This window comes from Candidatus Leptovillus gracilis, from assembly GCA_016716065.1.
In the GTDB taxonomy this organism is placed as follows: domain Bacteria; phylum Chloroflexota; class Anaerolineae; order Promineifilales; family Promineifilaceae; genus Leptovillus; species Leptovillus gracilis.
On record JADJXA010000025.1, the window covers coordinates 195,985 to 218,812 of the forward strand.

17 protein-coding genes are annotated in these 22,828 nt (G+C 50.7%); 5 read left to right on the forward strand and 12 right to left on the reverse strand.

The annotated features are described in order from the left end of the window. Positions 1–112 precede the first annotated feature (112 nt). The 5 genes from IPM39_27015 to IPM39_27035 form a co-directional block, all read right to left on the reverse strand. On the reverse strand, positions 113–361 hold the full coding sequence (locus tag IPM39_27015) for a hypothetical protein (GenBank protein MBK8989665.1): 249 nt from the start codon (positions 359–361) through the stop codon (positions 113–115). Between the two features lie 236 nt (positions 362–597). Further along, positions 598–1,242, reverse strand: a complete 645-nt coding sequence (locus IPM39_27020) for an exopolysaccharide biosynthesis protein (GenBank protein ID MBK8989666.1) — start codon at positions 1,240–1,242, stop codon at positions 598–600. Positions 1,243–2,676: 1,434 nt separating this feature from the next. Then, complete coding sequence (locus IPM39_27025; protein ID MBK8989667.1) at positions 2,677–3,711, reverse strand: IS630 family transposase; 1,035 nt, start codon at positions 3,709–3,711, stop codon at positions 2,677–2,679. Between the two features lie 657 nt (positions 3,712–4,368). Continuing rightward, positions 4,369–5,016, reverse strand: a complete 648-nt coding sequence (locus IPM39_27030; GenBank protein ID MBK8989668.1) for a GNAT family N-acetyltransferase — start codon at positions 5,014–5,016, stop codon at positions 4,369–4,371. A 16-nt stretch (positions 5,017–5,032) separates the two neighbouring features. Beyond that, entirely contained in the window at positions 5,033–8,455 is a 3,423-nt protein-coding gene (locus IPM39_27035) for a hypothetical protein (protein MBK8989669.1), read from the reverse strand. A gap of 239 nt (positions 8,456–8,694) precedes the next feature. Between IPM39_27035 and IPM39_27040 the strand changes: the two genes are divergently transcribed. Both IPM39_27040 and IPM39_27045 read left to right on the forward strand, forming a co-directional pair. Next, on the forward strand, positions 8,695–8,958 hold the full coding sequence (locus IPM39_27040) for a hypothetical protein (GenBank protein ID MBK8989670.1): 264 nt from the start codon (positions 8,695–8,697) through the stop codon (positions 8,956–8,958). A gap of 190 nt (positions 8,959–9,148) precedes the next feature. After that, positions 9,149–10,009, forward strand: coding sequence for a hypothetical protein (locus IPM39_27045; GenBank protein MBK8989671.1), 861 nt, complete (start codon positions 9,149–9,151; stop codon positions 10,007–10,009). Between the two features lie 121 nt (positions 10,010–10,130). On the opposite strand, the gene IPM39_27050 is transcribed toward IPM39_27045, so the two are convergent. The 7 genes from IPM39_27050 to IPM39_27080 form a co-directional block, all read right to left on the reverse strand. Continuing rightward, positions 10,131–10,568 carry a DUF2938 family protein gene (locus IPM39_27050; GenBank protein ID MBK8989672.1) on the reverse strand — a complete coding sequence of 146 codons (438 nt, stop codon included), beginning with the start codon at positions 10,566–10,568 and terminating at the stop codon, positions 10,131–10,133. A gap of 62 nt (positions 10,569–10,630) precedes the next feature. Further along, entirely contained in the window at positions 10,631–10,873 is a 243-nt protein-coding gene (locus tag IPM39_27055; GenBank protein MBK8989673.1) for a hypothetical protein, read from the reverse strand. Beyond that, complete coding sequence (locus tag IPM39_27060) at positions 10,870–11,790, reverse strand: NAD(P)-dependent alcohol dehydrogenase (protein ID MBK8989674.1); 921 nt, start codon at positions 11,788–11,790, stop codon at positions 10,870–10,872. The genes IPM39_27055 and IPM39_27060 overlap by 4 nt, the downstream gene beginning before the upstream one ends. 47 nt (positions 11,791–11,837) lie before the next feature. Beyond that, positions 11,838–12,491: a DUF2306 domain-containing protein gene (locus tag IPM39_27065; protein MBK8989675.1), complete on the reverse strand. Its 654-nt coding sequence runs from the start codon at positions 12,489–12,491 to the stop codon at positions 11,838–11,840. A 61-nt stretch (positions 12,492–12,552) separates the two neighbouring features. After that, positions 12,553–13,227: a hypothetical protein gene (locus IPM39_27070; GenBank protein MBK8989676.1), complete on the reverse strand. Its 675-nt coding sequence runs from the start codon at positions 13,225–13,227 to the stop codon at positions 12,553–12,555. Positions 13,228–13,271: 44 nt separating this feature from the next. Continuing rightward, positions 13,272–13,733: a hypothetical protein gene (locus IPM39_27075; GenBank protein ID MBK8989677.1), complete on the reverse strand. Its 462-nt coding sequence runs from the start codon at positions 13,731–13,733 to the stop codon at positions 13,272–13,274. Positions 13,734–13,965: 232 nt separating this feature from the next. Further along, complete coding sequence (locus IPM39_27080; GenBank protein ID MBK8989678.1) at positions 13,966–15,915, reverse strand: helix-turn-helix transcriptional regulator; 1,950 nt, start codon at positions 15,913–15,915, stop codon at positions 13,966–13,968. Positions 15,916–17,956: 2,041 nt separating this feature from the next. Between IPM39_27080 and IPM39_27085 the strand changes: the two genes are divergently transcribed. The 3 genes from IPM39_27085 (at position 17,957) to IPM39_27095 (ending at position 22,486) form a co-directional block, all read left to right on the forward strand. Next, positions 17,957–19,399 (forward strand): IS66 family transposase, encoded by a 1,443-nt coding sequence (locus IPM39_27085; protein MBK8989679.1) that lies wholly within the window; start codon positions 17,957–17,959, stop codon positions 19,397–19,399. Positions 19,400–20,254: 855 nt separating this feature from the next. Continuing rightward, a complete protein-coding gene (locus IPM39_27090) occupies positions 20,255–20,479 on the forward strand; it encodes a hypothetical protein (GenBank protein MBK8989680.1) in 225 nt (74 codons plus the stop codon). 495 nt (positions 20,480–20,974) lie between these two features. Beyond that, positions 20,975–22,486, forward strand: coding sequence for a hypothetical protein (locus IPM39_27095; protein ID MBK8989681.1), 1,512 nt, complete (start codon positions 20,975–20,977; stop codon positions 22,484–22,486). Positions 22,487–22,828: the final 342 nt, after the last annotated feature.

Consider the following 22,828-nt stretch of genomic DNA (forward strand, 5'->3'; position numbering starts at 1 on the left):
AACCATTCTCTATTCCCCAGTGTAGCCTCGTCCAATCCAGAAGTAGGGTGGCATAACCTGGTCGAGACATCATACTGGTAATGCCATAAAAAAATTCGATGGTTTTTGTGCCCTATTTCGGATTGAACACTTGGCGCTCTCGTTGGAATACTTGGCGTAAGCCTGGCCACTGAATGAAGTTTTCTTCATCTGAAATCACGGTAATCCGTCTTATTTCTACGCGACCATGATTTTTGTCCACACTTTGCGCTGTTTCTTTAGGCATTTGGGGTGGCTGCCATCCAGGCGCTTGTCGTGGGGTTGTGAAAAACCGTTGCACATCTTCTTGCAATGTGGGTTGATTTCCCTTGACCATCCACATGTAATCACCGCCTTGTGCTAAGCCTTGTACGGAAATATTCCGTTGAGCGGTGGTCAGGTGAGATTATCACCAACCGATAAAAAAAGAGGTCTGGCATAAGAGGTCTGAATCACAATCAAAAACGCCGCTGCATTTTCTCAATTTTGTAGAAAATGCAGCGGCGTCATGTTTATGCCTGTTTGCTAGATGTGGACTATGCCAGGAGACCCGGTATCAAAGAAAACAACCCGCTTCCCTTATCCTGAAAAATACCGCCATATTTCAAAGAATGTCATGCCGCCGCCGGCTACCAGAGCGGAAAAATAAATGACGCTAGCCACATTCGACAGGTGTCCCCATAAGATGCTGCCCCCATCTTTTTGCATTGATCCCACCGCCAGAAAAATAAGTGCGATAGCAGGCAGCGTGTTGCTAAACGGAATAAAGCCAAACGGCGCCATCAACAGAACAGCGGCAAATATGAAAGAAAGTGAATTAAAAATATCCATCTTTCCTTCAGTGGTCAGCCAGTTCATGCGGTGGGGGCGGCTCACTTTTTCCTGCCGCCGAAACCAGACCAGCGCTCTATTTAAAACGGCCTTCAGCTTCTCAGCCGAAATCGTACGATGTGCAATGCGCTCTGGCAGCCACAAGCCGCGTCTAAATAAGCGTGAAACGCCGATCAGTAAAATGGTGCTGCCAAACACGGTACTGACGCCGGGAATGGAAACAGGAACCAGAAAAACCAATGACAGGAATATTGTGAGGAACATCAGGCTGTCATCGCCGATCATGTCCAATATTTCTTTCAGGGTGATCTCTATGGGCGGCATTTTTTTGATAACCGCCTCGAGCTTTTCCCCCACCGATTCGGCTCTCAACTCTCCGTTGATCAGTTCCATATTCTGCATAACTTTTTACCTCTTCAATGTGTGTCAATTCTCATTACAATCGCCCTGCCTTTCATTTTGCCTGAAGTTGGGACTGAATGGCAAAGCGCATCGTTTATACCAATACCTTGTAGACTACGCAATTTCCGCTACCTACGGTTCAGGACGGGGTTCTTTGCATTTCCCCCGCCAAAACGCAACCTGGGAGTCGATACATCGATATTATCAGAAAAAATAGCCCTACCATCCTGAATCTTAGTCGAAGAAAGGCAGATGTTTAGAGGATAACTCCTCGACTAGCGCCTGTAGATGGGCTTCCACAATGATTGGAACAGAATTAGGACATAGGATATTTTGTATCGATTACTGTGCTAAAATGGCTCCGCAAAACCTTTATTCTTATGATAACGATAAATGGAAGACCTGTTTTGCACGTTCGTTACCAGAGGACAATTGTTTAGCGAGAGAACTTTACTTGGATGACGGTGGTTCTCTCGGGAAAAGTGGTTTATTGTGGGTACATTATGTTCTGTGTCCTAATTCTGTTCCAATCATTGTGGTGCGATTCGTTTGCTCGAAACCGGCCGTTTGGCCGGGGGATGAGCAGCAAGGTAGCAGGTTTGGCTAACCAGAACCTTGACAACTGACTGTTCGATGTTGGGTGCAATCCCCAACCCCTTGTGAACAGGGAACAGCATCATCCCTCTGCGTGCGACTGGTCATCAATCCCGCCTGTGGGTAACAAACCCGCCATATGAGGCAGGCTCTCGAGTGCATATGAGAAATTATCGGGACTTTTTCACATATTTACGCTTTCAGTACTCGAGAGATTGCCCCATATGGTTAATTTGTGTGCGCCGTGAAACGGGCACTTTGCATCGCTTCCAAAGGAAGCTCCTGTTCGTCAACATTAACAAGAGGGTCATCCAAGTAACCACGACCATAGCCCGAAAGGCTTCCCGAAAGGGGCGTGGGGAACATAGCATCAAGGAAAAGCGGGTTGAGGTGTGGTAAGCAACGCCAAGATGACTCCGCGAGACCCGGCCAATAAGGTTAAAGCTATACTGCCTGAACTCTAGTTCCCATTGGTGAAACGCCACACCCACAAGGAACCTTACCTACTGCTTGTGTCCAAGGGTGACTGACGGGATTAACAAATGCCCGAAGGTTGTTGACCCCCCTGGAACCTATTGCAATGAGCAATGGCAAGGGAACAAACGGAGAACCTAAGTTGGCCTATAACGTGCAAGTGTCGCGGAACACGGGATTGCCTAATGGAGTAATGGCGTAACGGCCGTTACTCACGGTAACGGAGTGACCGTAGTAGTCTGAGAACGGGAGAGCCGTTTACATGGCGAAGGGTCACAGGAAACCAATATTCAGGAAAAAGTCATGTCAAGCGAAATGCTCCCAGCAGACAAGTATCTGAATATATACTACCAACGGTCATAAACTGACATTTTCGAAAGTTTGAAAATTGAGGGTAAGCAGGCTGCTCAATCTTTCTTTGAACTTGCCGGAGACTTCGTCCAAACAATCCTCAATGGCCTGCTTAAAATCGGCGAACTTCTCGTAGTATTGGGAGTAGAGACACTGCTTTTTAACGAACTTCCAGAGACGCTCAATTAAGTTTAGGTTAGGCGAATAGGGCGGTAAAAAGAGAAGCTCGATTCCCAACTCGGCGGCGATATCCTGAACGAAATGACAGCGCTGGTAGCGGGCATTGTCTAGCACCAGCGTGATCGGCAAATCAGTAAAAAGAGCGGCAAGCTTATGCAGGAGGTCTACCACGCTTCGGCTATTGATGTAGTCGCAATTGGTGACGGAAACCAATTGCAAAGTGGAGGCGTGCAAAGCGCCTAGAACATTAAATCGCTGACGACCGGCGGGCGCTTTGATGAAAATACGGGCTAGACACCAGAGAAAACCCAAGAAAGGCTGCAAAACAAAGTGGGCGGCGTCTATGAAAAAGAGGTGGCGTTTACCTTCTTGCGTTTCCTGCAAGCGCGGTTCGAGTTCTTTGGTTAGGAATTCTTGCTGTTTTTCTGGGTCAGCTTTGGCTGGTATCTGGCCGACTTTGCGCCGTTTCAAGCCTAACTTCTTGAGAAATTCGCCGACTTGTGTTGGGCTGCGGCGTAAACCAGTCAACTTTTCAATGCGGTCGGCTGCTTCAGCCAAGGTGACTGCCGGTTTCTGATCAAACTCCCGGCGCAGTTCATCTTGATAATCTTCCAGTTCACTTTTGGGCTGGTTGAAGTTCAGTTCTTGCAGAGCTTCGATGCCGCCACGTTCATACAACAAGAGATATTCGCGCAGGGTTGTTTGACTAATACGAACGATGCGCCCAATCTCCTGGTGAGAAAGTTTGAGCGCCTTAAGATAAACTGCTTCCATACGCTGGCGCACACGGGGATGTGAATGCTGGGTGCGTTCTTTGTGCAACCGGTCAATTTCTTCGGGCGTGAATGTGAGCTTAATCATGCTGACAACTCCTTGGCGAATGAGCAAAATGCCAAAGTATAGCCTTGCTGCGCCGCTTGCCAAGCCATTTTCAGGTTAAAATGTCAGTTTATGACCATTGAAGGTATAGTCAACGATATGTTGAGGTTTCTGGAGAGCCGAGGTGAATTGAAAGGTTCAAGCCCGGTTCGGTGGGGGGCGGTTGGAAACACAGGTTAAGCTGTGCGCTGGCCGCCTACCCGACTACCCGTGGGCCTATATGTTGAGAATCTGTTCCATAATTTTTGAGAATGCCGTTTCATAGTTTTTGAGAACAGCCTATTGGGTAACCGATTACTCTGGAAGCCGGTAGAAGATTTTGTAGGCTGTTCTCAATAATTGTGGGATAGGTCCAAAATCAGAATATGGCAGAAAATGTGCCACATTAAGCCCTTTTCTCAATGATTTTAACCGTGCTTTAGGTTCATTACTCACCTTTGAACTGAGTCAGACTGGAAATTAAGGCAAATTGAACGAAATTGGTCGAAAAAATCTCTAACGCTTGGCATTTTCAGCTAAATCATGACCCTCAGTGCCGAATTTGGCCCAAAATGTTACTCAATGTGGCACAACAAAAGCCGTATTCCGATTTTGGACCTATATTGCGTGGTTACGTCAACTTAAGTCAACCAGCATTGATCATTCCAAACGAACAGTTTCTTGTTGACTGACGTATTCAGTGAAATAGGCTTTGGTCAGGGCGAAGAGTTCGACGGCGTCCAGGCTGGCGAACAGGTGGGCCATCAGCCACATCTCTTTGGGGAGAATGTCCGGGCTGATAAATTGGAAGTAACGAATACCCTGGATGACTTGCGCCCCCAGCCGTCTGTACCAGTTGATCCGTCGCAGGGCGACTACGGGATCCTCGGCCGCATCTGGCATTTCTACTTCGATCAACATCACTTTCGCCTGCTGTTTCTGGAATGTCTGTGCCAGATAATCATAGAGGATCGTGCCATATCCTTGATTACGTACCCCTGGCTTGGTAGCGATGTACCAGAGGAAAGCCAGAGCCGATTCTGGCTCGAATTCGGTGAACGCCATGCCAACGACATTTGCGCTTCCAGTTTCCTGGGGATCTGCGCCGGCCGGGAATTGTTCCATCACCCATATGTGTTCGGGCATTCGTTCGCCTTCGGCCAGGGCAGTAAACAGATCGAGGAAGTAGGAGACAGGAACTCGTTCGTCGTAGGGGAAGCAGCCGAGGTATAGTTCTACCCAGATGGGCCAGGCGGGGTCATCACTACTTGTGATTTCGCGGATGGTGAAGGTTAGGGGATTTTCCATTTTCTGCGCCTTATCTCTATGCTTCGGCCGAATCAATCTGCGCTTTGATCTGGCGGAGGGCCGGTTGGCAGGCGGCGATGATGGGGGTGAGGGGAGCGTGTTTCTGACTCAAGGCGGCCAGGTTCCGCAGGGTGGTTTCTACCAGATTGTAGCGCATTGCGCTGTAGGCGGCGGCCGGTTCGCCCGGAGTCTCTACTTTGTCAGGACGTTCCGGCAGGAGAAGCGCCAGAACCTGGAGTAGGTTGCCCGATGCGAGAAGGTGAGAAAGTGTATCGGGGGTGGGGGAACGGCCGTTCCAGAACCGTCCGGTTAAGGTCAGAATGTCTGGAAGATTGTCCGGCTCGATGGTAGAAACCAACTCAAGCCAGGCGAGAAACCGCTCCACTTGCTCACCCAAAAACTCCAGGCTGTACACGTCCCATTCCTCGCCCAGCCAGACGTAGGCTGTAAAGATGGCCAGGGCGTGGTAAACGGCCGTTGCCGCGCCATCCTTATCTTTCTCCCAAGAGACATCGGCCAAAACGCGGTAAAAATTGGCGATGATCTCCAAATCTAAAACGTCTTCTTGCCGTTGGGCGATCTCCACTGCATCGCCAATTCCCCGCTGCGCCTCACCCTGTACTCGCTCAAAAAGCTCTTTAGACCTGGCCAGCAACGTATCCCGTTGACCTGAACGGTAGGTAGCCAGCGAACGATATTGCTTGCCCAGGCGCAAGCAAGTTTCGCACACCTCCCGAATCACCCAGCTCGCGTGAAAAGAGTCCCCATTCTGGTATAACATAGACCCCGCTTCCTCCAGCAAGGCAAGCGCGTCCACATCCGGTTCCTGATTCATTTTGGGGTAAGTTGATCCGGCTTCAGCCAGATAGACGTTCAGGATTGATAGGGCATAGCGGTAAGCAGGCGTATCCTGTTCCAGTTCGGGGATGTCGCTGGCCAGGGCTTCCTTTAAGGCTGTCGCTGCTTTGCCCACCCGCATCCAGTTCCCGCGCATCTGAACCGATTCGCGCAGCCAAAACTTCCGTTCCGGCGGATAGGTATCGCCAATCTGGCGCAGCCAACGGACGTATTCCCTATCCTCAGCGTCGGCATGGGTCTTTTCCCAGATGTCTAACAGAGGCTCAGAGATGTTGTCGCCCGTCAGGTAAAAATCCCACCAGTAATGGGTCAATAAGTAAACGCAGGCAAAGACGTTCCGCGCCCGGTGCGGATTACAAACGCGGCTGATGGAGGCCAGCATATGCTCCATCCTCTCTAACCATTCTGGCTCCTGGACCGTATGCCAGCCTGAATAGGAGTGGGCGACGTCTGAATAGGTTGGGTCTTCTGTGCCAAAGAGTAAGATTTCCCACCGGGCGCCATTTTGGATGGCCCGCAGAACGTTGATGTCGTTGATGATGGTCTGCAATCGGGCAACGTTGCTTTCCCCGGCAAGACCTTCCCAGAAGTTGTCTTCAATCAATTCCATTGCTTCAAACTGGCGCAGGCAACCATCCAGGGCGATGATGTGGGGGTACAACATGGGCAGCCAGTCAGCGCCACGGTCGAGCGCTCTGGCGATGACCAGGGCGGTTTGCCGCAGCCAGAAGACGGCGCTGCCGTCGTCCAGCAGCATCTCCCAGAGAACTTTTTGCACAATTTGGTGCAGGGAGACAACCTGCTGACCGGCGTCGAAGTCTAAGAGGCGGGCGTCGTAGGCTTCTTTGATGGCCGCGCGGACGTCGGCGTCCGAGTGTTCCGCCGGGTTACGCAGGCTGTAAGCGATTTCCAGTAAGGGGAGGGGGATGTTGGCGGGAGACAAGAAGGCGCAGAGTTTCAGGAGGTCTATGGCGTGGGGGGCAAACGGCCGTTGGGTATCAGACAACCGCTTCAAACCAATCGAAAACGACTTGAATAGAGATTCTTGCGCTCCATCCCCCTTGGCGAACTTTACAAAAGAATGCTTTTCCGCCTCGAAAATCTGCAAATAACTGGCCAGGGTGAACCCAAATCTTTCCCCCGCCATCCCCTTAATCACTGCTGCCGCCTGATCCAGCGCCAACGGCAGGCCACCCAACGAACTCGCGATCATCAGCGCATCTTGCCAGTACTGATCCCCGGCGGTGCTGCCTGTCGCCTCTTTCCCTACCAACTCTGGCGCGTGGTTTTGCAGGCCGGCGCGTTGCAGCAAGAACCTGGCCCCATCCTCCGCGCTCATCAGGCCCATCTCGATATTGCGAAAGCGCTTCGTCTGCGCAATCTTTTCCGCCCGGTCACAACTGGTGACTAAAACCCGCCCACTCTCTGATTCCGGCACAAATATGTCCAGATATTGTGTAAATGTCTGCTGGGCATCTTCAGCTACCTTGAAGAACCAGTCATCCATATTGTCAAAGACCAGCAACCAGCGGGGATATTGCCCAATGGCTTCCTTGACCGTCCGCGCCAGAGAGCGGCGATCTTCAAGCTGCTCTTCTATTTGTTTGTCAGGGAGGCGCTGATCAATCCCCATAATCGCTGCCAGCCGGGCGTACTCTTCAAGTAGTTGTAGCTCACTCTTCGCCTTCACCCAGAAGATAGAGTAGCCAGGATCATGATGCAGGTTATGGGCGACTTTTAAGGCGGTGATGGTTTTACCCGCGCCAGGCAGTCCTGTTAAGACAACCTTACGGCTCTCTCTCAGCGCGCTTGTCAACGCATCAACCGCGTCATGACTATGAAAGAAAAAGGCTTCTTCCCGCTTCGGTAAGTTCGCCGTAAACTTGATGCCTTCCCGGATATTCCCTGGCAAGAGCTGCCTGATCAAAGCCTCGATTCGCTGATCTCCATCCTCAAGCCGCCGCAATATCTCCATCTGCGCTGCCTCTTGCCAAAGCATATAAGCGCGGAAGAGAGTTTCTTTGTGTATAACATTTCTGTAAAAACAATCTTGCCACAGCGGCAGAATGGACTTTGTAAACTTGTCGTAAAACGTAGAATCGTGCGACGAAAGCTCGTCGCGCCAGTTGTCGGAAACCATCTTGACCAGGGCGGCGACTGCGCCAGACGTTGCCTGCGGTTTGAATCTCGACAGCAAGAACGCCTCGAAACAACCCTCGTCAACCAGCTTCAAAGGCCCGGCCGACAGGTTTTTCCTGGTTTGAGTTTTCAGCACTTTACACAGTTCCTGGATAGAAGTTCTGTCCGGTTGCCTACCCGATCGCTGGAAAAAGTCCTTTTCAAAGCTGTCAAACGCTTCCAGGAAAGACTTATTCAGCGCATCCTGAATTTCTTCATGGAGGAAACTGTTTCGAACCCAATGTTCTTTTAGCACGCCCCAGGACTTACTAAGTTGAATCGTAGTCGCCTCCATAACAATGGCCGACAAGACGACGGTGGGATCATTGATAGCCACGCCAATCATGATGCAGGGGATGGCGCTGAGGACAGGAATTAACCCAGAGAACTTCGTTGAAGACATGACGTACTCCTTATGTGTTACCACAATACTGGAATGTTGTCTTCAAGTTTGTCAGATTATTCTATCATTAAACCTTGCATAAGGGGGTTTTAGGAGCAAATGGACGATTTCCTACGCTAAGGGAGTTTGGGGTACAACCCATTAAACCGTGATTGAGTACTCAATCACAAGATTTTTACAAAATCAGATTCATTATGGCATACTGGTTTGTTCAACAAAACGAATCAGTAGGAGGCACAATGAATCTGGAATTTTGTCCTAATGATGATTGTCCAGCAAGAGGACAAGTAGGAAAAGGTAACATCCGCAGCCATAGCCAAAAGGAAAAGCGCTGTTATTGTACGGAGTGCAACCGAACATTTGTTATCACCAAGGGCACGCCATTTTATCGTTTGCGAACAGACCCTCAAATTGTTATCTGGACACCCGGCCACATGAAACAGGTCATATTTGGGGCGTTAGACTTCGCCAGGATCCGCAAGCGCCTCTCTAAGCCGTTCTAAGCGGAAAATTCGTGAAAATTGGTGTCTTTAATACGTCTGAGCCAATTAGAAGTCCATGTGGATACGTGAAATCAAAGGTTAGCGATTGGTTCTATAGCTCTAGTAACGGCAAACAGGTATCTCGCCGTCCAGGTACCCTTGAGAGTTGGCAGTTTTCTGGCTCTAACTGGCGGAGTCTAACGCCCCAAATATGACCACTTTCATCTGGCCGGGTGTCGTCCATTGCCAGAATGTCCATGAAACTGTGGTTGCCAGCCAATCCCTGGATTTACAACAGGTGCAGGCGGATGAAATCAAAGTTAAGGTACAGGGTAGCTCGGTCTGGATGGCCCTGGCGATCATGGTCTCGACACGTCTCTGGCTCGGTGGGGTGATTAGTCCGCAGCGGGATATAGCTCTGCTGCAAAGCCTAACCGATCGCGTGCGCCAAATGGCCTTATGCCGCCCTTTGTTGTTGGCAGTAGATGGCTTGCCGGGCTATGTCAAAGCGTTTGGGCGCAGCTTTCGCAGTAAGATACCTCGCTTGGGTCAACCGGGTCGTTGCCAATGGCATGCCTGGTCTCAAGTCGCCATTGTGCAAGTCATCAAGCGACGCTTACCGACCGGGCTGGAGATTGAGCGACGGATTGCTCAAGGCGACCGGCAACAAGTGGCTGACCTGATTACCACCACGCAAAATGGATCTGGTGTTATCAACACGGCTTTCATTGAGCGGCTGAATGCCACCTTTCGCTCTCGCCTGAGTTGGTTGAGTCGCCGCACCCGACATCTGGCGCAGCAAACAGCGACATTGACGGCAGCCATGTATGTCACAGGTTACTTTTACAACCTCTGTGACACCCACCACGCTTTGCGTTGCCGCTTGTCGGTGGGCGAGTTTGGCCACCGTTGGGTGCAGCGCACCCCGGCTATCGCTGCCGGGTTGACAGACCATATCTGGACAGTCGATGAATTGTTAATGTACCGTGTGCCGTTACCGCGTTGGACACCACCGAAACGTCGCGGGCGGCCTTCTAAAGAGCTATTAGACCTGATAAATCGATGGTGTTAACCGACCACGATTAAATGTGGTCTCACCGAGTGTCCCAAATGTGTTACCTTTCATCTGGCCGGGTTTCCTCTGTATACTGGAAAGGTTCAAAGTTTGATCAGAAATGACTCCCCCGCCCAATCTACAATACCCAGCCAACGAGTAGCCCAAACACGTAAAGCCCCAGGCCAAACGCCAGGTGATTCATCAAACTCCGAACCCTTACCTGCCAGGGATTGGCCGTTTTTGCTGCGGCAATCCCCAACCCAAAGGCGGGCTGCATGATGAAAAAAGGCGCAATGACCGTGACGACACCAAAGAGGGCTGCCGGAAACAAGGTTGGATGCTGCAACCAGTTATTGCCAAGCGCTGCAACAAAAACGGCCGTAAACCCAATACCAATTGTGTAATGTCCCACCCACCCCACGACGCATTCTGCTTTTTTCGCAGGCGCGGCAGCAATGTGGGCGTGCTGAAAAATCCCTTCTGGCATATATCGCAGCCAGCGCCCAACAAGGCAAATATTCGACGGCGCTATTTTGAAGGTATGCTTGAGGAACAGTCCCCATAGGTCAAACATAAAGGTCGCGCCAAGCCCAATGAGAATTATCCGAATTAAGAAAAAGTGAATTGATTCATGGTTTACTCACTTACGGAATTCACCGATAACAAAGGCAGGCCTAAGTCGCGTACCTTCTTCAATATGCCATGCAGTGCGGCCTGATCAAGCATGGAACCGGTTAAAAGTGTGTTGCCATCTTCATCCAACGTGATGGCTAAACCTTCAAACCAGGCCATCCATGGCTGACTTAAGTGACCTTTGATCCGGATCTGATAAATCGTCGGTGAATCCTCGTCCGGTTTTACTCGCTGATCATTTGTCATGAGTTATGCCCCACTGAGATAACAACATTCCCTTTTTTGCGTCCCGTATCAACATAACGATGTGCCTCGACCATTTTCTCCAGCGGATAACACCGGTCAATCACCACTTTAAGCTTACCGGCCTCAATGAGCTCCTTGATGAAAAGTAGATTTTCCATGCTTTCTTTTGAGTCCAGCCTGGCCATCGTCACGTAGGCCCCGTTCGGAGCAAGCGCTTTTACGGCTTCTGATTTGGGGAGTTTTGCTACCGCATCAAAGATGACGTCATATCGTTCAGATCTGGTTGAAAACTTCTCTTTTGTATAATCGAGGACGTAATCGGCTCCCAAAGATCGCACCATCTCCAGGTTGGCAGTGCTGCTAACGCCGGTCACTTCCGCCCCGAAATACCTGGCGAGCTGAATGGCATAAGTGCCCACACTACCCGAAGCGCCGTAAATCAAGACCTTTTGTTCGCGCTGGATGTTGCCTTTGCGCAGCAGGCGTAAGGCGGTGGTTGCTCCGATAGGAACGGCCGTAGCTTCCTCATAACTCATATTGGCCGGTTTTATTGCCACCATTCCCGCTTCAGGGAAGCATTTGTATTGGGCGTAGCCGCCAAAATTCTCGGTCAGGGTAGATGCAAACACCTGGTCACCAACCTTGAAGCGCGTCACGTCCTTGCCAATCGCTTCCACTTCTCCAGCCAGCTCCATGCCATAGATCGGCTGCTTGGGTTTTCTGATACCCAAAGCAATCCGGGCAGGGAGCCACAACAAGGGCGGAACGGAAAAGCTCCGCATGCGGAAGTCCCCGGCCGTGACGCTGGTGGCGTGCACTTTAATCAAAATCTCGTTGACTTTTGGAGTTGGTTTTTCCATCTCTTTAACTTGCAGAACTTCAGGTCCGCCGTATTGAGTTGCCACAATTGCTTTCATTTTAAAATCCCTTCCTTTGCTAAAAAAGTTGATATCAATAGCCAAATCTATGCTGTACGAGCCTGCCGGGTGGGCCGCCTGCGAATGATCCATTCAGCAACTGCGAGGTTGATCACCCAGCCAGCACCCATCAACAAAGCATTTTCAAACTCATTTACTTCGCCAAGCGTCAAGGCTCCAACCAATCCGGTCAACACTTGTGTGGCTTGCCCCATCCCAATGGCATAGGCGCGTGTCATCCAGGCTTGGTGCTGACTGACGTTACGCTGGCGGATCGAGATGAATCCGATGATGATGGACAGGACCATGCCAGATCCGAAAAAGAGGCGTAATCCATAAAGTAGTCTGCTGGCACCTTCTGGATAGTCATAAAAGAGCGTCATCCAGAGCCCGGAGAGTCCCACGGCCAATCCAACTGGAACCAGCAGCCGCCCAACCCAGCGGTGCCATTTGTTCCCGCGCGTCCAAAGGCGACTCACAAATTGGAACGCGCCGAGCAGGGCATAGATCGCAGAGCTAATAATGTGAATGACCACAGGCGAAGGTGATGCAAAGAAGCGTGCGTTTTCGGGTGTAATCTCTGCCCCGCTGATCAACTGGTTGAGTCGGATCGCACCGAAGATGATCGGGATGATACTAATTAAGACCAACCCGGCAGGCAGCCACCACGACGTCTGAGTCTTTCTTGCCGGTACTTTCATTTGACGGTTATTTTGGATATTCGCTTTCATTTTTAAACTCCTTAAAAAGGTTTGTCGGTTCTCAAGCTGCTTTGCCTGGTTCTTGTGAAATAATTTCATCACGCAAGGATTCAAACGGTTCTCCGCATCGTTCGGAGAAGAGGGCGTATCCCAGCCAGACCATAGCAGCCCCTATCGGTATCGATGTGAACTGGACGAGCTGATAGGGAAGCAGGGCAAACATGGTGCCCGCCAAAGGACCGGATACGGCAAGTAAGGCAGCCGCCCCACGCGGCAGGATGCGCGCACGGAACGTAGCGATGCCAAATAGCAGGGAGCCAAGGACATAAAGTATCGATGCTAACGAATAGATTGTTGTGAGGCTGCCAAGGTTGGTTGGGACACCAGTCCCACTTGACAACTGCAATGCGCTTTCTACAAACGTTGGCGCTATGGTCGTCAACAGCGGCAGGACCGTAGGTTCGATGAATGAAATGCACATCTGAACTGCATAAAAGATGGTTAGCAGCAGATAGCCAGCCAAACCCGGCCAACCAGTCTCTTCCACTTGTCTGGCATAGAGTCCCGCAATACCGAGCAGGCCAAAGATTGGTATGGAGGTTTTGAAGGAGGTGATGATGAAGAATGTACTGGTATTGATAGGTGGATGGGTTGGTTGAATAGCGGTAAAAATAATCCCTGCTACCATGGCAGATAAACCGGCCCAACGGATGAGTCTAGGGGTTGTCACTTTCATTTTGTCTCCTTGTGAATTCATGAGATGGGCTGTAAATTTCGACACTAAGCTTCGCTGCCTGTCGTGCGACCATCCTGATTCAGAGCAATCTGCTTCATCCACGGATCGCCGGGCATCTTCACATACTGATTGAAGACATAGCCCCAAGGCATCACAAGTGGTATCAACACAATACCCAAGAGGTTGTTAATCAATACCTCTTGAGCGTCCGGCGCTAACTGCCCGGCAGACCATTGTGGGAGCGCGAACGCCAGAACCCAGACAGTCTTCCACAGAAACTCGAAGAACAGCAGTGGCAGCATCTTGAGTGGGCGATGAATTCCTACCCCTGCCAAGAGCCCTAGCCCAGCGAGCACACTGAGCACAACGCTGCCCATGGTAGATAAGTTTGCAGGAGGGTTGAAAATCGCGGGCAATTTATATATTGCCAGCCCAACAGCCATGAACGCATACATGGCTCTCAGTAAATAGAGCCTGAAAATCGAAACCTCGGACCTGGTATTCATAGATTTGTCTCCTTTTTGAACCGTTAGAATAAGTGTCAGAGCCTGACACCTGGCATCTCTGCCTGTTTGGGTTTGATAGAAGACAGTTTACAAATGAATGTGGGGAGAGGTCTTCCCCACATGTGGGGAGTTCGTGTGGGGATATTTGGGGATGCTGGCAAGCGCGTCAAAACCCCGCCGGAGAAATTAGGCAGGATTCATGGAAGACATTATTCAGGTGTGCGTTTTAGGCTTATATCAAGCCCAGTTCAATGGCGCGGTTAACGGCCGCACGGCGGCTGTTGACGTTGAGCTTGCTGTAGATGCCCTTGGTGTGTGTGCGAACGGTGCTTAAGGCGACGACAAGTTCTTGAGCGATCTCGGGTCCCGATAGGTCAGTTTTGAACAAGCGGAGGATATCCAATTCACGCTGGCTGAGCGGCTCGAGCAGCTTTGACTGCTGCATATCTTCGGGTGGCGCAAAAGCGGCCAGGAGTTTATCTACGTATCCCGACAGTTCATGGTTTTGTCCGCGCGGTTGCTTTTCGATTGACCTTCGAAAGGCCAAAAGCAATGATTGCAAGGGCTCACCTTCATCTACAAAGATTCTGAAGTAGCCCTTGGGTTGCGCCAGAGTCAAGGCACGCTCAAGCGACTCGAAAACCCTTGATGAGCCGCCCTGCGCCTGATAAACGAGGACTTGTGTCACCAGGATCTCGATTACGCTACCTATTCGGTTTCCATCTTCTGCTGCCTTTAGAAGACGTTCCAATAATCTCAATGCCTCAAGAATAATGTACTCATTCCGATTATTCTGATACTCGGCAAGCAGCACTCGTGCTAGGATAATATGTTCAAACTCGTGCAAATAACTAAGTTCATTATCCACCGAAAGTTCTTGTTCGTTTACCCACTTCTCCGCTTCGAAAAAGCGTCTTTGCTTAAGATAGATTTTCGCCTTTATTGCATCAACAGGACGCGTATGTGGCATGAGGGTCTTAATATAAAAAAGTTTGGCTTCCTCCAACAGTTCGAGCGCAGTATCCAGTTCTCCTATAGACTCTTTCAATCGAGCTTGGGCAATACATCTGCGGTAGGACCAGTCAACACTCTTATGCAGACTAGCCAATTCAAGACTCTTTTGAAAGTGCTGGTCAGCAGCATTGTCATCTCCCATCTCGTGATACAGCATCGACATCCCCAGATAAGGATGGACCATAACACGCAAAACACGGCTATCATGTTCTGCAGCAAGTTGTAAGGATTGCTGATAAGTCCATAATGCTTCGCGGAGATGTCCCTGCGCCGTAAGGATATCTGCCTTTTCTGCCATGGCGTAGGCAAATGCCGCAAAGTAATTGCCAACCTTCAGTGAACTATCAATCCAATTATTCATCGCCTGACAGGCTGCATCCAAATCACCATTAACCAAGTATGTGGCCCCCAAAATTGCAGTAGTTTGAGCGCGCAAGAACTGGTCTTCTTCGGAAATGAGCTCAAACACGAGTTCCGCGTACTTTATGGCAGCGATAAAATCCATCTGAGTTTGAGCATTGTAAGCGCGGGCGAACGCAATTCTGGCTCGCAGAGAACGAAATTGTTCCTTATTAACTATTATCATGCCATCGGATGAACCTTCCAGACATCGTTCCGCATCACGCAGACGGGATTCGCTGGCATCCACTTCATGGGCATTCATAAACCCCCAGGCAATCTGGGTGCAAAGTACGGGACGGGTACAGAGCAGCTCTTCTGGCAAATCCTTAACCCACTCCAGCCAGGTAGGTGACTGAAAACTTTCATACATATTCTGCCAAGTTGTTTCAGCCAACCCTGCTGCCCGGCTGAAATCCTTGGCCGCAAGTGCATGGTAAATTGCATCGGAAGCCAGACCATTCTGCTCATACCATTGGCTTGCACGTTGATGCAGTGTACTCACTAGATCAGGCTGCTCTATCGTCAGGTGCATTCGCAGAACTTCGGCAAAGAGGTGATGATAACGATACCAATATCGCTTGTCATCCAGCGGAATAATAAAGAAGTTACCCCGTTCTAGAGCCTCTAACTGCGTCTTGCCTTCCTGCTGACCAGTGACAGCCCTGCACAATGGGCCATTCAACCGATCGAGAATGGCGGTCTGAAGTAAGAAGTGGCGAGCCGATTCAGGCTGATGCTGCAAGACCTCTTCAACTAGATAGTCCACGATATAACGGTTGTCTCCGCCCCCCCCCCCCCGCCGCCGGGGGCGGGGGGGCGGGGGGCCGCCCCCCCCCCCCCCCCGCGCCCCCCCCCGGGGGGCCCCCCCCCCCCCCCCCCCCCCCCCCCCCCCCGGCCCCCCCCCCCCCCCCCCCCCCCCCCCCCCCCCCCCCCCGGGGGCCCGGGGGGGGTTTTGGTGTTCGCCCGCGGGTTGTGGGGGTTTCTTTTTTTCCTTTTGGCCCGGGGGGGGCGGGGGGGTTGTTTTGGTTTTTTTTGGGGGGCGGGCGGGGGGGGGCCCGGCGGGGGTGTGGCCGGGGTGGTTGTCGCGGGGGGGGCGGGGGGGGGGGGGCGGGGGGGGCGCCCGGGGGCCCGGGCGGTGTGTTTGTCTTTTTTTGGTTTTTTTTTTCTTTTTTTTTTTCGTTTTCCCCGGGGGGGCCCCGGGGGGGCGGGCCCGGGGGGGGGGGGGGGGGGGGGGGGGGCGCCGGGGGTTCGGCCGGGGGTGGTCCTTTTTTTTTTTTTTTTCGGGGCGGGGGGGGGGGTTGGCCCCGTGTTTTTTTTGGTTTTGTGGGGTTGGGGGGCCGGGTTTTTTTTTTGTGTTTTGTTTTGGGGGGCGGGGGGGGCCGCGGTTTTGGGTTTTGTCGGGGGCGCCCTTTTTTCCTTTTGGGTGGGGGGGGGGGGGGGGGGGGGGGGGGGTTGGTTTTTTTTTTTTTTTTTTTTTTTTTTTTTTTTTTTTTTTTTTTTTTTTTTTTTTTTTTTTTTTTCTTTTTTTTTTTTTTTTTTTTTTTTTTTTTTTTTTTTTTTTTTTTTTTTTTTTTTTTTTTTTTTTTTTTTTTTTTTTTTTTTTTTTTTTTTTTTTTTTTTTTTTTTTTCCGGTGAAAGCCCCTATGAACCCAGAAACATCCTCCCGCCCTTGCATCGAGAGGGCAGCGAGCTGGAGGCCGGCAATCCAGCCTTCGGTACGGGCTTCCAGTATGGCGATATGATTTTCTGAGAGGTTTAGACCCATGACCTGCCTGAGGAATTCGGCCGTTTCTGCCACAGTAAAACGCAAGTCATTGGCTCGAAATTCAGTCAACTGGCTGCGGACGCGCCATCGAGCCAGGGGCAAATTGGGATCCTCGCGGGTGGTGATGACCAGGTGCATGTGTGGTGGCAGGTGTTCCAACAAAAAGGTAAGGGCGTGATCAATATGGGGCGCGTCTACCATATGATAATCGTCCAAGACAACGAGTGCCTCTGGCAGGGCGACGATTTCATTCAGCAGGGTGGTTAGGATTGATTCGGTAGGTGGGAGATGAGCAGATTCAAAGATGCCCAGCAATTGTTCCCCAAAAGTTGGAAATATCTTCTGTAATGCAGCCACAAAGTAGGCGAGAAAGCGAGTCAGGCCGCTGTCCCGTTCATCGAGAGAGAGCCAGGCAGACGGCCGTTCGCAGCCAGCAATCCATTCACTGACAAGCGTCGTTTTGCCAAAGCCCGCCGGAGCCGAGATAAGCGTCAGTTTGCGGTGCAGCCCCTGGTTGAGTTTGGCGATGAGGTGGGGGCGAGGGACGAGAGACGGCCGTAATTGGGGCACATACAATTTTGTTTGCAGTATATCTCCAGGCATGAATCCATTATAGTGGAAAGAGATGGTGCGGCGAGAAATGACTTATTCTCAAATGCGCTAACGCGCTGCATTGGTGTAGGGTGACAAAGTTATTGCGCCAAAACAGGTCAAAAAACAGAGTTTTTGACAAAGTTGTTGCGCATTTTTGACAAAGTATGTGCGCGAAACCCCCATTTGTGACAAAGATATTGCGCAAATCCTCTCTAAGCCAGATCCCCTTCGACCACGTCTTAGGGCTTCCACAATGATCGGAACAGAATTAGGACACAGAACATAATGTGCCTACAATAAACCACTTTTCCTGAGAGAACCATCGTCATCCAAGTAAAGTTCTCCCGCTAAACAATTGTCCTCTGGTAACGAACGTGCAAAACAGGTCTTCCATTTATCGTTATCATGTAACTATACAGGTCTAAAGCCTGTGGTATAAATGATAAGCATGGACGAAGTAGAACAACTACGAGCGGAAAACAAGCAACTTAAGCGAGAAATCCAAGAACTCCGCGAAAAGTTAACTGCTGCTGAAGCTCAAATCAAACAGCTAATCGAGCTGCTAGGGCAAAATAGCCATAACTCCAGTTGGCCGTCCAGCCACGATAAAGGCCGACAAAAGCCGAAGCCCAAAAGTCTACGACCGCAAACAGAGCGCAAAGCTGGTGGACAGGAAGGACATGAAGGGCATACGCTTGAGTTCAATCCAAAACCAGATCTCATTGAATCGCACCGTCCAGCCCAATGTAGCCATTGCCAAGCACCATTGCCCGAAGAAATTGCAGCCAGTAAAGTTACCAAACGGCAGGTCTTTGAATTACCGCCATTGCGTTATGTGACCATCGAACACCAAGCCGAAACCATCCTATGTCCCTGTTGTGGTGAAGCAACAACAGGTGAATTTCCGGCGGATGTGAGCAATCCGGTGCAGTACGGCTCGCAAGTCAAGCGGTTGTCAGTTTATCTGCGCAATGAGCAGTTCATCCCGTATGACCGAGAGCGGCAGATGTTGACCGACCTGTTTGAATTACCCATTTCAACTGGTTCGTTGCAAAACTTTTTAGAGACAGCCGCAGAAAATGTGAAACCCGCCACAAAAGCCATTAAAGAAACCGTCAAAAAGGCCGAAGTCGGTCATGCGGATGAGACAGGCTTCTATATCAATGGCAAACGGTGTTGGCTCCATACGGTCAGCACTTCAGAACTAACCTACTATGAACCGCATCAAAGTCGGGGCAAAAAGGCTACCGACGCCATTGGCATTCTGCCTGAATTCACCGGCGCCCTTGTTCACGATAACTGGGCGACCTATTTCAAGTACCAATTGTTGCTTCATGCCTTGTGCAATGCGCATCATTTGCGCGAGTTGACGGCTCTGGTTGAGAATGACCAACAGCAATGGGCAGCCCTCATGATTGTCTGTTTGTTAGCGGCCAAACAATTGGTTGCCGAAGCCTATCAGGCAGGTGAAACCGAATTGTCAGTCGAGCAACTGCAACGAATCCACCAGGTGTATGACGCCATTGTTGCCTTCGGTTTAGAGGAAAACCTGTTACCCGATGAACATCCGCCACCTGTCAAACGAGGGCGGCGCAAAAAAACAAAGGCGCGTAATCTGGCAGAACGATTTGACAAGCACCAAGAGGCTATCTTGCGTTTTGTCCATGATTTTAAGGTGCCGTTTGATAACAACCTGGCTGAACGAGACATCAGGATGATGAAGGTGCAGCAGAAAATCTCAGGCTCTTTTCGCAGTTGGGAAGGCGCCGAACAATTCTGTTCATTGCGCACCTATATTTCCACGATTCGTAAACAAGGTCTCAATGTGTGGGAAGCATTAGGGTCTCTGTTTGACGATAATGTTCTCATGCCTCAACTCACACCTGTATAGTTACGTTTTTTTAATCAAACTATCCGAAAAAGGCCGGTTTAACTTGTTTTTTTTCAGAAAGATGAATTATTTACAATGCTTCCAGGACACACTTTTAGCTTTCATTACTCGAGTGAAAATCTCAGGTTGCGGTTTGGCGGGGGATATGTAAATAACCCCATTTTGGAAACCGACTACTCTGGAAGCCGGTAGAAGATTTTGTAGGCTGTTCTCAATAATTGTGGGATAAGGGCGAACAAGTCATGTAGGTTATTTTCAAAAATTAAGACATAACGGTAGGAAATTCTCAAAAACTGCGGAATAGTTGTCTCAAAAACTGTGGAATAGCCAGCTAATTGGACGAGAGGCTATTCTCAAAAATTACGAAATCCTACACTATTGTAGGATTGATGGAATGCCTGTTTGCCAGTGTCGCTGGAGATCAACGAACTCCTTGGCCCAAAATCAGAATATGGCAGAAAATGTGCCACATTAAGCACTTTCCTCAATGATTTTAACCGTGCTTTGTGTTCATCACTCACCTTTGAACTGAGTCAGACCGGAAATTAAGACAGATTGAACAAAATTTATTGAAAACCGCCTAATACTTGGTATTTTGAACTAAGGGTCCGTAAAAGAATAAGTTCCCGCACCCTGGTCATAGAAAGTTGAGGAAGTGCGGGAAGTAATAAATTTACGGGCCCTAAGTCATGACCTTCAGTGCCGAATTTGGCTCAAAATGTTATTCAATATGGCATAAAAAAAGCCGTATTCTGATTTTGGGCCTAGTAACGGCAAACAGGTATCTCGCCGTCCAGGTGCCCTTGAGAGTTGGCAGTTTTCTGGCTCTAACTGGCAGAGTCTAACGCCCCAAATATGACCACTTTCATCTGGCCGGGTGTCGCCATCACCAATCGCCGCATTGTCTCGCTGAACGATGACCCGGACGGTGGGCTGCCCACTGTCATTAAGGAGGCGTCGCGGGCTGACCCAAAAAGCAGCTGCAGGCGGGCTGTTTGTTTCATGTTGCCTGCTGATCGTCTGATGGTCGGTTTTGGCGTCGGCCACGTGAAATTGGGGCAGGAATTCGGGCGTAATTGATTGATCTTTTCCAGTCTAAACTGCTACAATGACTCTGGTCATGGGGGGTGAGCGCCCGCAGTTATCGGGAATCCCCAGGCTTAAATTCCAAATAGAAGATTTACCGCCAGGTGCGGCTTAGTTTAACTAAGTAACCATCTAAATATTACCTCCCGTTTTTCTTAGTGGTATAACCACAAAAAATCAGGAAGTTGTTTTTAGATGATTCCTAAGGATCCGTAAATTTATTACTTCCCGCACTTGCTCAACTTTCTATGACCAGGATGCGGGAACTTATTCTTTTACGGACTCTAAGTGTCATTCCTTCGTTGGCCGCTGAATGCCCGGATTACAATTTTGGAGGTGGCAATGTGAAATTCCAGTGACAATAAAGCCTAATGGCAACCCTTACGTCGGCTTCTCCGCTCTTGACAATCGTTGTCCAGAATCAACCATTTTTGAAACCTCTCTTCATTTGGTGCTGGGTCACCAAACAAAACCCTAAGGAGAATAGACATGACCATTTTTGATGATCTTTGGGACGGGATTGTAAGCATTCCCGGAGCTGTTGTTGATGTCGCTGAAGACGTTGTTGAAGTCGTCGGGGATGCGGTAGAAGCAGTGGCGGGCGCGGCAGCCGATGCGGTCAGCAAAGCTTGGGAAGTACTCACCGAATCGCCGCAGTGCTTGCTCTTTGTGGGGAGCGCAGCTTATTGGCAACTGGTGAGCGAACTCACGTTACTACGGGAAACAGGCGCAATAAAGGCCGGACAGTGCGATGCGACTCTCGAGAAGGTTGCCGATGTTTACCCGGCAATTCAGGCAGTGCCCGGCTATGAAATGTTCTGGAACTGTGCGTGGAAAATGGCTTTTTCAGAGGCCGGTGTTCCAGCCACTGTTGCCACTGCGGGTGTCACTGCTACCAAAGCGCTTGCCCTATCTGCAGACGATCAGGTTATGGGGATTGTTTCTGCCGTTTCCTGGGGCAAGGGTCGTCTGGACCTACTGGCGCGGGGCGCAGATGACGGCGTCTGGCACAGGTGCTACAACCAGGAAGACGGTTGGCACCCTGAGAATGGGTGGGGGTGTCTGGGCGGGCAAATCCAGCAGCCGCCGACCATCGTTTCGTGGGGAAAGGGGCGCTTGGATCTCTTTGTCTGTGGCAGCGACCGTGCTCTCTGGCATAAGTGCTGGGGTGCGGACGGCTGGTACCCATCTGAACTCGGCTGGAGCTCGCTGGGCGGGCAAATGCTGGGCGGGCCAGCCGCCGTCTCTTGGGGGCCGGGCATTTTGAACGTGGTCGTGCGCGGCCTGGACAATAGGGTCTATTATAAGGGTTATGATGGGGCGAATTGGAGCCCCTGGGCAAACCTGGACGGCCAAACGCTGGGCCCCCCCAGTCTCGTATCGTGGGCGCCGGGCCGTCTGGATATTTTCACGCGCGGGTCGGACAATGCCTGCCACCACCGATGTTACGATTCAAACGGTTCTGGCTGGTATCCCTGGGAAAGCCTCGGTGGGAGTATCACAGGTACACCGGCGGCTGTAGCTTGGGGGCCGAACCGTCTGGATATTGTGGTCCGCGGTAGCGACGGTGCTGCTTGGCACAAGTGTTGGGATCCAGGCGGATGGTACCCCTCCCGTACTGGATGGTCAAGCCTGGGCGGGAATATCACTGATACGCCGAGCATTGTCTCTTGGGGACCGGGGCGTCTGGACATGGTGGCACGCGGCGCTGATGGTGCGGTGTGGCACAAGTGTTTCCAGGAAGGAACGGGTTGGTATCCTTCTGAGACGGCATGGACCTCCCTGGGCGGAAAGATTGTCGGCTCACCGACGATCGTATCGTGGGGGAAAAACATCCTGAACATTGTGGCACGCGGAACCGGGGAGGGTATCACAGACATAAGGATTCAAGGGTCCAAGGGACCAAGAAGCGAACGTGTTATCTACAAGGGATACAACGAGAAGAAAGGCTGGTATCCCTCATTAACCAAGTGGACATCGCTTGGAGGCAATACAAGATGAGCCTCGCTAAGCTTATAGCCCCCAAGGGTTAGCCAACCCTTCGGGCTGATTTAATGGCTCGTTTGGAGTTGCCCTTTTACTCGCCTATAAGCTGATAAGTACCCAGGCAATTATTTTTGAGTATTCCTGCACGAGGATAATACCTGATTACCTTTGCCTGGGTACTTACGATCGAGGGATTTTTGTAGAGTAAAGCGCCAGCGCGCCTGAACCTGGCGTTAGTCGGGCCGCTACCCATTTATTTTTGCAGGTTTTTGGCCGTGGTTCTTTTCCAAAGTGGTGGCCGGTTCTCATGGTGCAGGTTGGGCGAGGTTTTGCAGAGTGGCAAAAGGTTTGGAAGGG

Excerpts from the sequence above, each read along its gene's own strand:
- IPM39_27065 (MBK8989675.1), bottom strand. The coding sequence starts at position 12,491 with ATGAAAGTACCGGCAAGAAAGACTCAGACGTCGTGGTGGCTGCCTGCC.
- IPM39_27025 (MBK8989667.1), bottom strand. The coding sequence starts at position 3,711 with ATGATTAAGCTCACATTCACGCCCGAAGAAATTGACCGGTTGCACAAA.
- IPM39_27020 (MBK8989666.1), bottom strand. The coding sequence starts at position 1,242 with ATGGAACTGATCAACGGAGAGTTGAGAGCCGAATCGGTGGGGGAAAAG.
- IPM39_27035 (MBK8989669.1), bottom strand. The coding sequence starts at position 8,455 with ATGTCTTCAACGAAGTTCTCTGGGTTAATTCCTGTCCTCAGCGCCATC.
- IPM39_27040 (MBK8989670.1), top strand. The coding sequence starts at position 8,695 with ATGAATCTGGAATTTTGTCCTAATGATGATTGTCCAGCAAGAGGACAA.
- IPM39_27075 (MBK8989677.1), bottom strand. The coding sequence starts at position 13,733 with ATGAATACCAGGTCCGAGGTTTCGATTTTCAGGCTCTATTTACTGAGA.
- IPM39_27030 (MBK8989668.1), bottom strand. The coding sequence starts at position 5,016 with ATGGAAAATCCCCTAACCTTCACCATCCGCGAAATCACAAGTAGTGAT.
- IPM39_27090 (MBK8989680.1), top strand. The coding sequence starts at position 20,255 with ATGACCACTTTCATCTGGCCGGGTGTCGCCATCACCAATCGCCGCATT.
- IPM39_27015 (MBK8989665.1), bottom strand. The coding sequence starts at position 361 with ATGTGGATGGTCAAGGGAAATCAACCCACATTGCAAGAAGATGTGCAA.
- IPM39_27050 (MBK8989672.1), bottom strand. The coding sequence starts at position 10,568 with ATGTTTGACCTATGGGGACTGTTCCTCAAGCATACCTTCAAAATAGCG.
- IPM39_27085 (MBK8989679.1), top strand. The coding sequence starts at position 17,957 with ATGGACGAAGTAGAACAACTACGAGCGGAAAACAAGCAACTTAAGCGA.
- IPM39_27070 (MBK8989676.1), bottom strand. The coding sequence starts at position 13,227 with ATGAAAGTGACAACCCCTAGACTCATCCGTTGGGCCGGTTTATCTGCC.
- IPM39_27060 (MBK8989674.1), bottom strand. The coding sequence starts at position 11,790 with ATGAAAGCAATTGTGGCAACTCAATACGGCGGACCTGAAGTTCTGCAA.
- IPM39_27095 (MBK8989681.1), top strand. The coding sequence starts at position 20,975 with ATGACCATTTTTGATGATCTTTGGGACGGGATTGTAAGCATTCCCGGA.
- IPM39_27055 (MBK8989673.1), bottom strand. The coding sequence starts at position 10,873 with ATGACAAATGATCAGCGAGTAAAACCGGACGAGGATTCACCGACGATT.
- IPM39_27045 (MBK8989671.1), top strand. The coding sequence starts at position 9,149 with ATGACCACTTTCATCTGGCCGGGTGTCGTCCATTGCCAGAATGTCCAT.